At 76.5% G+C, this 13,610-nt stretch carries 14 protein-coding genes and 3 tRNA genes; 9 read left to right on the top strand and 8 right to left on the bottom strand.

Annotated features, from left to right (window positions below):
- Positions 1–4: 4 nt before the first annotated feature.
- The gene (locus tag WAA21_RS00080) at positions 5–1,861 is read right to left on the bottom strand and encodes a hypothetical protein (RefSeq protein ID WP_336920689.1); all 1,857 of its coding nucleotides are present in this window, start codon (positions 1,859–1,861) and stop codon (positions 5–7) included.
- A 145-nt stretch (positions 1,862–2,006) separates the two neighbouring features.
- Here WAA21_RS00080 and WAA21_RS00085 point away from each other — a divergent pair.
- The 5 genes from WAA21_RS00085 (at position 2,007) to WAA21_RS00105 (ending at position 3,290) form a co-directional block, all read left to right on the top strand.
- Positions 2,007–2,079 (top strand) — tRNA-Thr (locus WAA21_RS00085).
- 31 nt (positions 2,080–2,110) lie between these two features.
- A tRNA-Met gene (locus WAA21_RS00090) sits at positions 2,111–2,183 on the top strand.
- A 51-nt stretch (positions 2,184–2,234) separates the two neighbouring features.
- The gene (rpmG, locus tag WAA21_RS00095; protein WP_336920690.1) at positions 2,235–2,405 is read left to right on the top strand and encodes a 50S ribosomal protein L33; all 171 of its coding nucleotides are present in this window, start codon (positions 2,235–2,237) and stop codon (positions 2,403–2,405) included.
- A gap of 10 nt (positions 2,406–2,415) precedes the next feature.
- A complete protein-coding gene (locus tag WAA21_RS00100) occupies positions 2,416–2,865 on the top strand; it encodes an FAS1-like dehydratase domain-containing protein (protein ID WP_336920691.1) in 450 nt (149 codons plus the stop codon).
- On the top strand, positions 2,862–3,290 hold the full coding sequence (locus tag WAA21_RS00105) for a MaoC/PaaZ C-terminal domain-containing protein (protein WP_442893199.1): 429 nt from the start codon (positions 2,862–2,864) through the stop codon (positions 3,288–3,290). The genes WAA21_RS00100 and WAA21_RS00105 overlap by 4 nt, the downstream gene beginning before the upstream one ends.
- Before the next feature lie 12 nt (positions 3,291–3,302).
- Here the strand turns inward: WAA21_RS00105 and WAA21_RS00110 are convergent, their stop codons facing one another.
- Positions 3,303–4,478 carry a LacI family DNA-binding transcriptional regulator gene (locus WAA21_RS00110; RefSeq protein ID WP_336920692.1) on the bottom strand — a complete coding sequence of 392 codons (1,176 nt, stop codon included), beginning with the start codon at positions 4,476–4,478 and terminating at the stop codon, positions 3,303–3,305.
- A gap of 67 nt (positions 4,479–4,545) precedes the next feature.
- Between WAA21_RS00110 and WAA21_RS00115 the strand changes: the two genes are divergently transcribed.
- Together WAA21_RS00115 and WAA21_RS00120 are read left to right on the top strand one after the other, a co-directional pair.
- Entirely contained in the window at positions 4,546–5,874 is a 1,329-nt protein-coding gene (locus WAA21_RS00115) for an MFS transporter (protein WP_336920693.1), read from the top strand.
- Between the two features lie 9 nt (positions 5,875–5,883).
- Positions 5,884–7,002 (top strand): UDP-N-acetylmuramate dehydrogenase, encoded by a 1,119-nt coding sequence (locus WAA21_RS00120; protein WP_336920694.1) that lies wholly within the window; start codon positions 5,884–5,886, stop codon positions 7,000–7,002.
- Here the strand turns inward: WAA21_RS00120 and WAA21_RS00125 are convergent.
- The 6 genes from WAA21_RS00125 to WAA21_RS00150 form a co-directional block, all read right to left on the bottom strand.
- Complete coding sequence (locus WAA21_RS00125) at positions 6,992–8,011, bottom strand: adenosine deaminase (RefSeq protein WP_442893204.1); 1,020 nt, start codon at positions 8,009–8,011, stop codon at positions 6,992–6,994. The two genes, WAA21_RS00120 and WAA21_RS00125, sit on opposite strands and share 11 nt — an antisense overlap.
- Before the next feature lie 132 nt (positions 8,012–8,143).
- On the bottom strand, positions 8,144–8,776 hold the full coding sequence (locus WAA21_RS00130; RefSeq protein WP_336920696.1) for a response regulator transcription factor: 633 nt from the start codon (positions 8,774–8,776) through the stop codon (positions 8,144–8,146).
- On the bottom strand, positions 8,773–9,975 hold the full coding sequence (locus WAA21_RS00135; protein ID WP_336920697.1) for a sensor histidine kinase: 1,203 nt from the start codon (positions 9,973–9,975) through the stop codon (positions 8,773–8,775). Before WAA21_RS00135 ends, WAA21_RS00130 begins: the two co-directional genes overlap by 4 nt.
- On the bottom strand, positions 9,972–10,766 hold the full coding sequence (locus WAA21_RS00140; protein WP_336920698.1) for an ABC transporter permease: 795 nt from the start codon (positions 10,764–10,766) through the stop codon (positions 9,972–9,974). The genes WAA21_RS00135 and WAA21_RS00140 overlap by 4 nt, the downstream gene beginning before the upstream one ends.
- On the bottom strand, positions 10,763–11,710 hold the full coding sequence (locus WAA21_RS00145; RefSeq protein WP_336920699.1) for an ABC transporter ATP-binding protein: 948 nt from the start codon (positions 11,708–11,710) through the stop codon (positions 10,763–10,765). The genes WAA21_RS00140 and WAA21_RS00145 overlap by 4 nt, the downstream gene beginning before the upstream one ends.
- A gap of 83 nt (positions 11,711–11,793) precedes the next feature.
- The gene (locus WAA21_RS00150; RefSeq protein WP_336920700.1) at positions 11,794–13,038 is read right to left on the bottom strand and encodes a pyridoxal phosphate-dependent aminotransferase; all 1,245 of its coding nucleotides are present in this window, start codon (positions 13,036–13,038) and stop codon (positions 11,794–11,796) included.
- Positions 13,039–13,196: 158 nt separating this feature from the next.
- Between WAA21_RS00150 and WAA21_RS00155 the strand changes: the two genes are divergently transcribed.
- Together WAA21_RS00155 and secE are read left to right on the top strand one after the other, a co-directional pair.
- Positions 13,197–13,269: transfer RNA gene (locus WAA21_RS00155), tRNA-Trp, on the top strand.
- Between the two features lie 70 nt (positions 13,270–13,339).
- Entirely contained in the window at positions 13,340–13,576 is a 237-nt protein-coding gene (gene secE, locus WAA21_RS00160) for a preprotein translocase subunit SecE (RefSeq protein WP_336920701.1), read from the top strand.
- Positions 13,577–13,610: the final 34 nt, after the last annotated feature.

The following is a 13,610-nucleotide window of genomic DNA, read 5'->3' on the forward strand; positions in this document are numbered from 1 at the left end:
TGCCTCAGCCGCCCGCGGGGACCGACGGACCGGCCGGGGCGTACCAGACGCCGTAGCGCGCGGTCGGGTCCACCTCGACCAGCCGGGTCTGCGCGCCGATCATGAGCGGGCGCGGCCACAGCGTGCCGACCACGAGCTCGCCCTCGGCGATCCGCGTCGCCTCCTCGGCGGGGTCGGTGAGGCGGTAGTCCCGGTCGCCGAGCCAGTACTGGAAGGCCGTGCCGGTCAGCAGCAGCGGTCGGTCCACGACGAGCACCACGCGGGCGTCCGGGTACTCCTCGACCGTCTCCCGCAGCGTGAAGAGCTCGCGCAGGTACTCGTCGCGCGGGTCGATCGTCCGGTGCTCGGCGGTGAAGGTGCCCGCGAGGGCCAGGCCGGCCGCGACCGTGAGCACCACGCCCGCGGCGGCGGCCCGGGCGAGACCGCGGGCCAGCAGCCAGCGCAGCCCGAGCAGCACCGCGAGCGCGGCGAGCGTCGCCTGCACGAACGGCACGGCGAGCTCCTGGCCCGACGTCCACTCCCACATCTCGATGCCGGGGACGTTGAGCTGCACGAGGCCGGCGACGATGCCGCCCACGGCGAACAGGACGACCGCGACACCGACGCCGAGCAGCGCGACCACCTGCACCGAGCGGCGCCACAGCGGCCGGTCGAGCAGGCCCGTCACCACGACCGTCAGCCCGACGGTCGCGAGCAGCGCCCACACCGGGTCGGTGTAGCGGCCGTAGACCACCTGGTCGAGGCGCCCGGCCCCGACCGTCAGGCGGGTGGACAGGTAGACGGCGCCGACGACCAGCTGGCCGAGCGACAGCACGAGCAGGACCGTCCACGGGCCGGGGGTCCGGCGGCGGAGCTCGGTACGCGCGTGGCGCGCGGCCCACAGGCCGCCGACGACCGTGAGCCCCACCCAGGCGACCGCGCCGTACCACGCGTGGCCCACGACGAGGGAGGCCATGAAGCCGGCGTGCAGCTGACCCACCTGGTCCCCGGCGGCGGAGAAGCGGTCGACGTCGCCGTACAGCCGCGCCTCCACGAGACGGTTGACGACGACGGAGGCGACGACGCCCGCCGCCCCGAGCGCCGTGACGGTCCAGCCGTGGCGCGCCCGGGAACGCCACGCCCACCACGCGAGCACGACGACGAGCAGCGCGGCGGTCGGTACGAAGCGGGAGTGCACGAGCCCGAGGTAGCCCGCGAGCAGGGCGAGGGCGACGGCGGTGCCGGTGCGCCGGTCGCTCGGCACGGCGGCGCCGTCCCACAGCCGCAGCACGAGCAGGAACGCCGCCGCCACGAGCACGCCGACGAGCGCCTCGGGCAGCGCGTAGCCGGTGTACAGCGCCCGCCCGGGCGCGACCGCGACGACGGCGCCCACGACCAGGGCCGTCCGCGGGCCGGCCCCGAGGCGGCGGGAGACCGCCGCCCACACGCCCACCGCGACCGTCGCGAGCACGACGTTGAGGGCGATCGTGAGGGAGAGGAAGCGCACGGGGTCGCCGGCGGCCACGGTCCACAGCGGGGAGGCGAGCAGCCCCCAGCCCGCGGAGTAGCCGCCCGCGTGCGGCGGCATGATCAGGTCGGCGCCCCCGCCGCCGCCGAGCAGCCGGCCGGCCATGAGGTAGCCGATCTCGTCCTTGGTCTGCACGGGCGCGGTCGCGTCGAGGCTGAGCGCGGTCTGCACCGCGGCGACGGCGGCGAGCACGCCGGCCCACAGCGGGAGCGGCGCCCCCGGTCCCGGCGCCGCGCGCCCGGCCGCGGCCCGCTCGGAGCGGGTGGGTCGTCGCGCGGCCGGCGGGACGCGGCCGCCGGCCCCGCGTCCGGGGAGGGCGTCGCCTGCGGCGCGCGCGTCGGTCGTGGTGTCCATCGGGTCCGAGTCTCCCGTACGGAGGGCACGCGGACGTGCCGCGGCGGTTGCGGGTCGGTTGCCGGGTGGTTGCGGGACGGTCACGGTCCGGGGCCGGGCGGGCGTGCACGCGCACGCTCCCGGGTCCTGTACCCTCGTCGCTGTTGCCCCGATAGCTCAGTCGGCAGAGCGTCTCCATGGTAAGGAGAAGGTCTAGGGTTCGATTCCCTATCGGGGCTCTGTGGGCGCCTGTCGCCAGGCGCCCCACGAGGCGGTGTAGCTCAGTTGGTAGAGCAAGCGGCTCATAATCGCTGTGTCGTCGGTTCAAGTCCGGCCACCGCTACCGGTACACCTGCTCAGAACGACACCACCTGCCCACCGGAAGGTTCCCGCCATGGCCGCCAAGAGCGCTGACGTCCGCCCCAAGATCACGATGGCGTGCACGGAGTGCAAGGAGCGGAACTACATCACGAAGAAGAACCGTCGGAACGACCCCGACCGGCTCGACCTCGCAAAGTTCTGCCCGCGCTGCGGCAAGCACACCGCGCACCGCGAGACCCGCTGATCGCACCCGCGTGACGCTCGACCAGGGGCTCGTCGGCCGGGAGTACCCCGCCGACGAGCCCTTCGTCGTCGGCCGCGAGGCCGTACGGGCCTTCGCGCGCGCCGTGGGGGCCACGCACCCGTGGCACCACGACGTCGGCGCCGCCCGCGCGGCGGGCTTCGCCGACCTCGTCGCGCCGCCGACGTTCCTCGTGGTCGCCGCCCAGGGCGCGACGCAGCGGCTCGTGGCCGACCCCGAGGTCGGCATCGAGTACGCCCGCGTCGTCCACGGCGAGCAGGGCTTCGAGCACCACGCCCCGGTCGTCGCGGGGGAGGAGCTCCTCGTCACCACGACCGTGGCGGCGCTGCGGCAGGCGGCCGGGGTCGACATGCTCACGCTGCGGACCGAGGTGACGACGGTCGCCGGCGAGGCACGCAGCACGGTGACCGCCATGCTCGTGCACCGCGGAGCGGCCGCGTGAGCGCCCTGCGCCCCCTCGACGGCGTCGCGGTCGGCGACGCCCTCCCGGCGCGCTCCTTCGTCGTCGACCGCGCCGCCCTCGTCGCGTACGCCGGGGCGTCCACGGACCACAACGCCATCCACTGGAGCGACCGCGTCGCCCGCGAGGTCGGCCTGCCCGGCGTCATCGCCCACGGCATGCTGACGATGGGCCTCGCCTCTCAGGTCGTCGCCGAGTGGGCGGGGGAGCCGACCGCCGTGCTCGCCTACTCCACCCGCTTCACCCGGCCGGTGGTCGTGCCCGACCCGGGAGCCGCGACCGTCGAGGTGACGGGTGCGGTGCGCTCCGTCGACGTCGAGGCGCGCCGCTGCGTCGTCGACCTCACCGTCACGTGCGGCGGGGACACCGTCCTCACCAAGACGCGCGCGACGGTCCGGCTCGCCTGACGAGCGCGGCCCTCAGCGTCCGGGGGCCGGGCCCGTCGTGGTGCCCGTCCGCAGGTGCACCGGCAGGGTGACGTCGGTGGGCTCGCCGCCGCCCAGGCGGCCGAGGACGGCGTCGGCGGTGGCCCGTGCCTTGTCCGCCACCGGCTGCACGAGGGTCGTGAGCGCGTGCGGGCGCAGCCACGGCAGGTCGACGCCGTCGAACCCGACGACGCTCACGTCGCCCGGCACGGCGAGGCCGAGCTCGCCGCACGCCTGCACGACACCCGCCGCGAGGACGTCGCTCTGCGCGACCACGGCCGTGGGCCGCCCGCGACCCGCCGGCCCCGCGGGGTCGGCGAGCACGGCGTGCGCGGCCCGGCGGCCGTGCTCGACGGCGTTCGTCGCGCACTCGTGCACCGCGACGGGACGCAGCGCGTCCTCCACGCCCGCGAGCCGGGCGGTGCAGTCGGCGAAGCCTCGGAGCCGTCGGCGCCGGGACCCCAGCGCCCCCTCGTGCCCGTCCAGCCGCCACGGCATCGTGACGACGGCGACGCGCTCGTGCCCGAGCGCGAGCAGGTGCTCGGCCGCCTCGCGCGAGCCGGTCCGGTCGTCGACCCGCACGAGCGAGGCGCCGGGCACGTCCGGGCCCTCGATCGACACGACCGGCACGCCGCGGTCGCGGACCACGGCGAGCGCCGGGTCGTCCGGCAGCCCGCCGGTGGCGAAGACGACGGCGTCCATCGCGGCGGTCCGGTACTGCTCGGCCGGGGCGCCGGAGAGGTCGTGCGTCATGGGCAGCAGGAGGATGGCGAGCCCCTCGCCGGCCAGCGCGTCGACGACGCCGTCGAGCAGCGTCGCGACGTAGGGGTCGCGGAAGGCGTCGCGGAGCCGCTCGCCCACCACGACGCCGACGACGCCGGAGCGCCCGCGCCGCAGCGACGCGGCGGTCGGGTCGGGCCCGGCGTAGCCGAGCCCGCGGGCGGCGGCGAGCACGCGCTCGCGCGTGGCCACCGCCACCGGACCCGCGCCGCTGAAGGCGAGCGAGGCGGTCGAGGCGGAGACGCCCGCGGCCGCGGCGACGTCGGCGAGGGTGGGGCGCCGCGTGGCGCGCGCGGGACGCGGGACGGGAGCGATGGGGCTCGGCCTCCTCGTGGTGGGCGGGCACCCCCCGGCGGGAGGGTTGGCGACCGGTCCAGTCTGCCGTAGCATCGCATCGATTCGATCGAAACGATTCGACCCATGCGGCCCGCCGCGGCGGTCCAGGAGGAGGAGCACCGTGAGCGTCGTCGACGAGACCCGGACGGACGCCGACGCCCGCGCCGTGCGGGCCGCGACCCTGTCGGTGTACGCCGTGTTCGCCGCCAACGGCGTCCTCATCTCCGGCCTGCTCGCGCGGCTGTCCGCCGTGCGGGAGGACCTCGCGCTGAGCCCCCAGCAGCTCGGGCTGCTCCTGCTCGCCGGCTCGGTCGGCTCGCTGCTCGCGCTGCCCACCGCGGGCGCCCTCGTGCAGCGCCTCGGCGTGCGCCCGGTCGTCCTCGCGGGGGCCGTCGCGGCCTGCCTCGGGGTCGCCGTGGTCGGCTGGGCGCCGGACCGCGTCCTGCTCGCGGTCGGGCTCTTCGTGTGGGGCTTCGCCAACGGCGCGTGGGACGTCGCCATGAACGTCGAGGCCGCCGACGTCGAGCGCCGCCTCGGCATCACGATCATGCCGCGGTTCCACGGGCTGTGGAGCGTCGGCACGGTGCTCGGTGCGGGTGTCGCCGCGGGGGCGGCGTTCCTCGCCGTCGGGCGCGGGCCGCACCTGCTCGTCATGTCGGTGCTCGTCCTGGTCGGTGCCGCACTGTCGGTCCGCCACTTCCTGCCGCCGCACCTCGGCTCCCGCGGCGCGGCCGACGAGCACGCCCGCAACGCGGCCGAGGCCGCCGCCGCGTCGGGTGCCCCCGCCGGCGCCCCGGTCCGGCGCTACTCCCTCGCAGACGCGTGGCGCGAGCCCCGCACCCTCCTCGTCGGCGTCACCATGCTCGGCTTCGCGCTGGCCGAGGGCATCGCCGGTGACTGGCTCGCGATCGCCGTGCGCGACTCGCGCGGCGCCGAGGAGCACGTGGGGGTGGCCGTGTACTGGGTGTTCCTCGCCAGCGTCATGGCCGGCCGCTTCCTCGGCCCGGCGGTCCTCGACCGCTACGGCCGCTACCGCCCGCTCCTCGTCATGGCGGGCATGGTCGTGCTCGGTGTGCTGAGCGTCGTCTTCGTGCCCGGCCTGCTCGGGCCCGTGCTCGGTGCCGTCCTGTGGGGCGTCGGGGCGAGCCTCGGCTTCCCCGTCGGCATGACGGCGGCCGCGGACGACCCCGTGAAGGCGGCGGTGCGGGTGTCGGTCGTGGCCTCCGTCGCCTACACCGCCTTCCTCGCCGGGCCGCCGCTGGTCGGCCTGCTCGGCGAGCGCTTCGGCACCGACCTCGCCCTGCTCGCCGCGCTCGGCGCCGCCGTCCTCGCGGCCTGCACGGCCGCGGCCATGCGCCCGGTGACGCCCGCGCCGCCGGGGAGCGGGTCCGCCGACCCGGTCGCCGTCCCGGTCGACGCGCCCGCCCGGGCGCCCGGCGGACGCGGCTAACCTGCCGCGGTGACGACCCTCGCCGACCTCACGACCCTGCGCGTCGGCGGGCCGGCCGGCCGGCTCGTCGACGTCCACGACGCCGACGGCCTGCTCGCGGCGGTCTCGGAGGTCGACGCGCGGGGCGAGCGGCTGCTCCTCGTCGCGGGCGGGTCCAACCTCGTCGTCGGCGACGACGGCTTCGACGGCACCGTGGTCCACGTCCGGGCCCCCGGCCTCGTCGCCGGCGCGGCGGACGACGCGCTGCGGCCCGTGCCCGGGGTCACGGTGCCGGGCGCGGACGCCTGTGGTGGCGCCGACGTGCTCGTCGAGGCCGGTGTGGTGTGGGACGAGCTCGTCGCGCTCGCGTGCCGCTCCGGCTGGGCGGGTCTGGAGGCGCTGTCCGGCATCCCCGGCAGCGTCGGGGCCACTCCGGTTCAGAACGTCGGCGCGTACGGCGCGGAGGTCGCCGACACCGTCGCGTCGGTCCAGGTCTACGACCGCCTCGAGCGGCGCGTGCGGACCCTCGCGAACCGCGAGTGCGCCTTCGCCTACCGCGACTCCGCCCTCAAGCGGGCCGCCCGTTCCGGGCCGGACGGCGGTGACCGCTACGTCGTGCTGCGGGTGCGCTTCCAGCTGCGCCTGGCCGACCTGTCCGCCCCGGTCCGCTACACCGAGCTCGCCCGCCGGCTCGGGGTCGACGTCGGCGGGCGCGCGCCGCTGCAGGAGGTCCGCGAGGCCGTGCTCGCGCTGCGGGCGGGCAAGGGCATGGTGCTCGACTCACCCGACGCCCCGGACCCGGACACGTGGAGCGTCGGCTCGTTCTTCACCAACCCGGTCGTGCCGGAGCACGCGCTCACCGCGGCGCTCGCGGACGCGCCCCGCTGGCCGGCGGGGGAGGACGGCGACGGCCGGGCGCTCGTCAAGCTGCCCGCCGCGTGGCTCATCGAGCACGCGGGCATCGGCCGGGGGCACGGCCTGCCGGGCCCGGCGGCCGTGTCGACCAAGCACACCCTCGCCCTCACCAACCGGGGCGGCGCGCGGGCCGCGGACGTCGTCGCGCTCGCCCGCGAGGTCCGCGACGCCGTCGTGACGGCGTTCGGGGTCGTGCTCGTGCCCGAGCCGCGGCTGGTCGGCGTCAGCCTCTGACGGCGTCGCGGGCGTCGCGGGCGTCGTGGCCCCGGGCGGGCGCGCCCGGCGGGGTGGCGAGCCACGCGTCGACCTCCGCGAGCCAGCCCGCCCGCTGCGCCTCGCCCACCCGGGCCAGCCGCAGGCTGGCCCGGGCCAGGTCGGCGAGCGCGGTGTCGTCGAGGCCCCAGCCGTCGCGGGCCGTCTCGTACTGCGCGACCAGGCGGGACCCGAAGAGCAGGGGGTCGTCGGCGCCGAGCGCCACCTGCGCGCCCGCGGCCAGCAGCCGCCGCCCCGGGACGGCCTCGGGCTCCGGGTAGACACCGAGGCCGACGTTGCTGGCCGGGCACACCTCGAGCCCCACCCCCGCCGCGACGACCTGCCGCAGCACGGCAGGGTCCTCGACCGAGCGGACGCCGTGGCCCAGCCGGTCGGGGCGGAGCTCGGCGAGCACGTGCGCGACGTGGTCGGCGCCGAGCAGCTCACCGCCGTGGGGGACGGACGCGAGCCCGGCGCGCCGGGCGATGGCGAAGGCGGGGCCGAACTCGGCCGTGTCCCCGCGCCGCTCGTCGTTGCTCAGCCCGAACCCCACGACCTCGCCGGGCCCGTCGCCCGCGTGCCGGGCCGCGAGGCGCGCGAGGGTGCGGGCGTCCAGGGGGTGCCGGAGCCGGCTCGCGGCCACGACCACCCCCACCGAGCACCCGGTCGTGGCGCTCGCCTCGCGCGCGGCGTCGAGCACGACCTCCAGCGCGGGGGTGAGGCCGCCCACGTGCGGCGCGTACGACGTCGGGTCCACCTGCAGCTCCAGGCGGCGCGAGCCCTCGGCGGCGTCGTCCGCGGCCGCCTCGAGCACGATCCGCCGCATGTCGGCGGCGCTGCGCACGCACGCGCGCGCCGCGTCGTACAGCCGCTGGAAGCGGAACCAGCCGCGCTCGTCCGCGGGCACGCGCAGCAGGTGGTGCTCCCGCAGCGTCTCCGGCAGCCGGACGCCGCACCCGGCGGCGAGCTCCTCGAGCGTGCCGGGGCGCATCGAGCCCGTGAAGTGCAGGTGCAGGTGCGCCTTGGGCAGCGTCGCGAGGTCACGGCGACCGGCGGGCGTGGGCACCGCGGCAGACTACGCAGGGCGCCCCTGCGCCCGGTGCCTCGCCGCGGGCCCGTCGCCTCAGAGCAGGCCGTGCTGCTGGGCGACGACGACGGCGCGGGTGCGGTCGTCCACGTCGAGCTTCGCGAAGACGCGCAGCAGGTGCGTCTTGACCGTCGCCTCGCCGATGAACAGCCGGCGGCCGATCTCCGCGTTGCTCCACCCCTCGGCGACCCCCCGCAGGACGTCGGTCTCCCGCGGGGTCAGCGAGGGCGCGGCCGGCGCGCGGACCCGGCGCACGAGGCGGGCGGCCACCTGGGGCGCGAGCACCGTCTCGCCGCGCGCCGCGGCGCGCAGGCCCTGCACGAGGACCTCGGCGGGGCAGTCCTTGAGCAGGTACCCGCGCGCGCCGGCCTCGACGGCACGGAGGATGTCCGCGTCGGTGTCGTACGTCGTGAGCACGAGCACCGCCGCCCCGGGGTCGCGAGCCAGCACGCGCTCGGTCGCCCCGGCGCCGTCCAGGCGCGGCATGCGCAGGTCGGTGAGCAGCACGTCGGGGCGCAGCCGCTCGTGCAGCGTGACGGCCTCCTCGCCGTCCGCGGCCTGCCCGACCACCTCGACGTCGGGCTCCCCGGACAGCAGGCCGACGATGCCCGCCCTCACGACGGGGTGGTCGTCGGCGACGAGGACCCGGACCGGCCGCGCGTCGCTCACGCCTCCGGCACCTCCACCGCGAGGCGCGTGCCGCCACCCGGGCCGCTCGCGACGTCGACGCGGCCGCCGACGTCCCCGGCGCGCTGCCGCAGGCCCTGCAGGCCGTACCCCGTCGGCGCCGCGCCGGGGACCAGGCCGCGGCCGTCGTCCTCGACCACGAGGCGGACGGTGCCGTCGGAGCGGTCGAGACCCAGCCGCACCGTCGTCGCCGCGGCGTGCTTGCGCACGTTCGCCAGGCCCTCCTGCGCCGTGCGCAGCAGCACGACGGCGAGGTCCTGGTCGAGGTCCGCGCCGGCCTGCTCGACCTCCACCGACACCCGCAGCCCCGTCTCCGCCGCGAACCGGTCCGCGAGGCGGCGCAGCGCCCCGGCCAGGTCGCTGCCGTGGACCTCCACCGGGGAGAAGGCGGCGACGAGCGCCCGCGCCTCCACGAGGTTCGTGCGGGCGACGTCCTCGATCGCGGCGAGACGCTCGCGAGCCCGGTCGGCGTCGCCGGTCTCCACGTCGCGGCGCGCCACCTGCGCGAGCACGACGAGGCTCGTGAAGCCCTGCGCGAGGGTGTCGTGGATGTCGCGGGCGACCCGGGCCCGCGCCTCGGCCGCACCGGCGGACCGCTCGGCGGCGGCGAGGTCCGCACGGGTGAGGCGCAGCTGGTCGAGCAGGTCGGCCCGCTCGGCGGACTGCTCGATGATCGAGCTGATCCACAGTCCCAGCGTCAGACTGAACAGGAAGCTCGCCGCTACCGCCGCGCCGTAGCTGCGCAGCGCCGCGGGGCCGAAGCCGAACGCGAGGCCGAAGCCGACGAGCCCGGCGACCGACACGACCGCCGTCATCGCGACGGCGCGGGCACGGCCCTCGACCAGCAGCCACACCTGCGGGTAGGCGAGGAACAGCAGGAACGAGGTGCCGGCGTCCAGCCACAGCAGCAGCACGAGGGCGACCACGAGCACCGCGAGGTAGCCGAAGGCCCGCGGCTGCGACCGTGTCCGGGCGGCCGGGCCGCCGAGGAGCAGGTAGGCCACCGCGAGGACGCCGATCACGGTGAACGCCGTCACGAGCTGCTCGGGCGGGTTGTCGCCCTCGGCAACGAGGGAGACCGCGGCGAGGGCGAGGACGACCCAGAACGCGGCGTCCCACCCCACGACCCGTCGGTCCCACGCGTGGACCGGCGGGGTCGTGGGGCCGGTGTGCTCGCTCACCCGTGCCGACGGGGCAGCCACCGGAACGTCAGCCGGGCGAGGACCAGCCCGGCGACGAGCCACACGACGAGCACGACCGCCGTCTCGGTCGTCTGCCACGACCCCGAGGGTTCCACCTGCAGCCAGCCCGTGTCATCGAGGAACACCGACCGCATGCCCTGCGCCATCCACTTGAGCGGGAAGAGCGAGGCGACGTCGAGCATCCAGCCGGGCAGGTCGGACACGACGAAGTACACGCCGCTGATGAACTGCAGGACGATCATCGGAGGCGTCACGACCGCGCTCGCGGAGCGGGCGTTCGGCGGCACGGAGCTGAAGGCGATGCCGAGGACCGTGCCCGCGGCGGTGCCGAGCACGACGATCCACGCGAAGCGGACCCACAGGTCCGCGCCGCTCGGCAGGGTGACGTCGAAGAACAGGACCGCGACGGTGAGCAGCAGCACGAGCTGAAGCGCCGTGGTGAGGAGGACCTGGCCGATCTTGCCGAGGAAGAAGGCCACGGGCGGCATGGGCGTGGTCCGCAGCCGCTTGAGGGTGCCGTTGTCCCGCTCGATCGTCAGCTCGATGGCCATGGCCTGGAAGCTCGTGAGCAGGACCCCGGCGGCGGCGATGCCCGCGACGAAGTACTGGGTGAAGGGCACGCCGCCCGGCAGCTCGGCGTCGAAGACGCTGCCGAAGATCACGAGCAGGATGACGGGGAAGAGCAGGTTGAAGATCACGGCGTCGCGCTCGCGGAAGAACTGCAGGAGCTCCACGCGGGTGCGGGCGGCGCCGATCGCGAGCGTGCTCATCGCACGGCCTCCTCGAGGTCGGGACGGGTCGCGGGGTGCGCGACGGGGTCGTCGGCGGCGGCGTCGCCGATGAGGCGGAGGTAGACGTCCTCCAGGGACGGGCGCGTCACCTGCAGCCCGGCGACCTCGCCGTCGGGTCCGGTCGGCAGCGAGCGGACGACGCGGGTGGGGGTGCGGGTCGCCTGGCGGTGCACGAGGCCGTCCGCGTCGCGCCACACGACGGTCGACTCCTCCCGCAGCGCGCCCCCGAGGGTCGCGGGCGGGCCGCAGGCGACGAGCCGGCCGCCGTGGACGACGGCGACCCGGTCGGCCAGCCGGGCCGCCTCGTCGAGGTAGTGCGTGGTGAGGAGGATCGTCGTGCCCTCGTCCCGCAGCCCCTCGAGGACCTCCCAGAAGGCGCGGCGCGCGGCGGGGTCGAAGCCGGTCGTGGGCTCGTCGAGGAACAGCAGCTCGGGGCGCCCGACGACGGCCAGGGCGACGTCGAGGCGCCGTCGCTGCCCGCCGGACAGCGAGGGCACCCGGGCCCGGGCCTTCTCGGCGAGCCCGACGAGCCCGACGACCTCGTCGGGGTCACGCGGGTCCGGGTACAGCCGGCTCCAGTGGTGGACGAGCTCGGCGACGGTGAGGTCGACCGGCTCCGACGTGTCCTGCAGGACGACCCCGACCCGGGCGCGCCACGACAGCGGCGCCTGCCAGGGGTCACGGCCGAGGACGTCGACGTCGCCGGCGTCGCGGCGGCGGATGCCCTCGAGGACCTCCGTCGTCGTCGACTTGCCGGCGCCGTTCGGCCCGAGCAGGGCGAGCACCTCGCCTCGGGCGACGTCGAGGTCGACGCCCGCGACGGCGTCCCGCACCGTCGACCGGTCGACGCGGTAGCACTTGCGGAGCCCGCGCACGCGGACGGCGAGGTCCGTGCCGGGCGGGAGGGTGGCGTCCGGTGTCATGCCCCCAGGCTCGTCGGGGGCGCCGCGCCCCCGCGAGCACCGCCCGGCTGGCACCGGGGTCCACCGGTCAGTGGACCCCCGCCTCAGCCGGCGCCGAGCAGGCGCTGGATGCGTCCGACGCCCTCGACGAGGTCGTCGTCGCCGAGCGCGTACGACAGCCGCAGGAAGCCGCTGGGCCCGAACGCCTCGCCCGGCACGACCGCGACCTCCGCCTCCTCGAGGATGACCTCGGCGAGCTCCGCCGACGTGGTGGGCGTGCGCCCCGCCACCTCGCGGCCGAGGACCCCGCGCACGTCGGGGTAGGCGTAGAAGGCGCCCTTCGGGACGGGGCAGGAGACGCCGTCGATCTCCTCGAGCATCCGCACCATCGTCGCCCGGCGCCGGTCGAAGGCCTCCCGCATGCGGTGCGCGGCCTCCAGCGAGCCCGACAGGGCCGCGAGCGCCGCGCGCTGCGAGACGTTGGCGACGTTGCTCGACAGGTGCGACTGCAGGTTGGTCGCGGCCTTGACGACGTCGGCCGGGCCGAGGAGCCAGCCGACCCGCCAGCCCGTCATCGCGTACGTCTTCGCGACCCCGTTGAGCACGACGCACGTGTCGGCGAGCTCGGGCACGACCACCGGCATCGACGCCGCCTCGACGCCGTCGTAGGTGAGGTGCTCGTAGATCTCGTCGGTGACGACCCACACCCCGTGCTCCAGCGCCCAGCGGCCGACCTCCTCGACCTGCTCCCGCGGGTACACGGCGCCGGTCGGGTTGGACGGGGAGCAGAACAGCAGCACCTTCGTCCGCGGGGTGCGGGCGGCCTCCAGCTGCTCGACCGTCACGAGGTAGCCCTGCTCGGGACCGGCGAAGACCTCCACCGGCACGCCGCCCGCGAGGCGGATCGCCTCCGGGTACGTCGTCCAGTACGGCGCCGGGAGCAGCACCTCGTCACCCGGGTCGAGCAGGGTGGCGAACGCCTCGTACACCGCCTGCTTGCCGCCGTTGGTGACGAGCACCTGCGAGGGCTGCACCTCGTAGCCGGAGTCGCGCGCCGTCTTCGCCGCGACCGCCTCCCTGAGCGCGGGCAGCCCGCCCGCCGGGGTGTAGCGGTGCGTCGCGGGGTCCGAGCAGGCCTCCACCGCCGCCTGCACGACCTCCGGCGGGGTCGGGAAGTCGGGCTCGCCGGCACCGAAGCCGATGACGGGCCGGCCCTGCGCCTTGAGGGCCTTCGCCTTCGCGTCGACGGCGAGGGTGGCGGACTCGCTGATGCCCCCCACCCGGGCCGAGACCCGGGGACGGCTGGCGGGCGTGACGTCGGGGCTGGCGTCGGGCTGCGGCGTGCTCATGCCGCCCATCCTGCCGGGTGGCCCGGCCGGGCGCCGAGGCCGTCCGTGCAGCGGGTTCGACCCGGGACGTGCCGGGTGCGTATGCTCACTCGACGGCGTGCACCCGCACGTGCTCGACGTGCCCCGGCCGGGGCGCTCGGCGCGGCGGGGCGCTCCGAAGGGCAGTGGCGCAATTGGTAGCGCACCGGTCTCCAAAACCGGCGGTTGTGGGTTCGAGTCCCTCCTGCCCTGCGCGACAGGCACCCGGCCGAGCCGGGCACGGTACGGCGCCCGGGGGCGCTCGAGGAGAGAAGGCAGCACGGTGACCGACACCCGCGAGGGTCAGAGCAGCCCGACCGACGACCGCCGTCGGAACGGTGGCTTCGTCCTCTTCCTCCGGCAGGTCGTCGCCGAGCTCCGCAAGGTCGTCCGACCGACCCGCGACGAGCTCGTCGCCTACACGAGCGTCGTCCTCGTCTTCGTCGTCGCCATCATGATCTACGTCGGGGTGCTCGACTTCGCGTTCGGGCGCCTCGTGCTGTGGGCCTTCGGCGGCTGAGGTCCGCCGCGGGCCGCGCGCCCGTCCGCCCACG

The sequence above is a fragment of the Aquipuribacter sp. SD81 genome, from assembly GCF_037153975.1.
Taxonomy (GTDB): Bacteria; Actinomycetota; Actinomycetes; order Actinomycetales; family JBBAYJ01; genus Aquipuribacter.

Coding starts and splice junctions, on each gene's coding strand:
- rpmG (WP_336920690.1), top strand. CDS start 2,235: ATGGCCGCCAAGAGCGCTGACGTCCGCCCCAAGATCACGATGGCGTGC.
- WAA21_RS00150 (WP_336920700.1), bottom strand. CDS start 13,038: ATGAGCACGCCGCAGCCCGACGCCAGCCCCGACGTCACGCCCGCCAGC.
- WAA21_RS00145 (WP_336920699.1), bottom strand. CDS start 11,710: ATGACACCGGACGCCACCCTCCCGCCCGGCACGGACCTCGCCGTCCGC.
- WAA21_RS00080 (WP_336920689.1), bottom strand. CDS start 1,861: ATGGACACCACGACCGACGCGCGCGCCGCAGGCGACGCCCTCCCCGGA.
- WAA21_RS00140 (WP_336920698.1), bottom strand. CDS start 10,766: ATGAGCACGCTCGCGATCGGCGCCGCCCGCACCCGCGTGGAGCTCCTG.
- WAA21_RS00125 (WP_442893204.1), bottom strand. CDS start 8,011: ATGCGCCCCGGCACGCTCGAGGAGCTCGCCGCCGGGTGCGGCGTCCGG.
- WAA21_RS00110 (WP_336920692.1), bottom strand. CDS start 4,478: ATGCTACGGCAGACTGGACCGGTCGCCAACCCTCCCGCCGGGGGGTGC.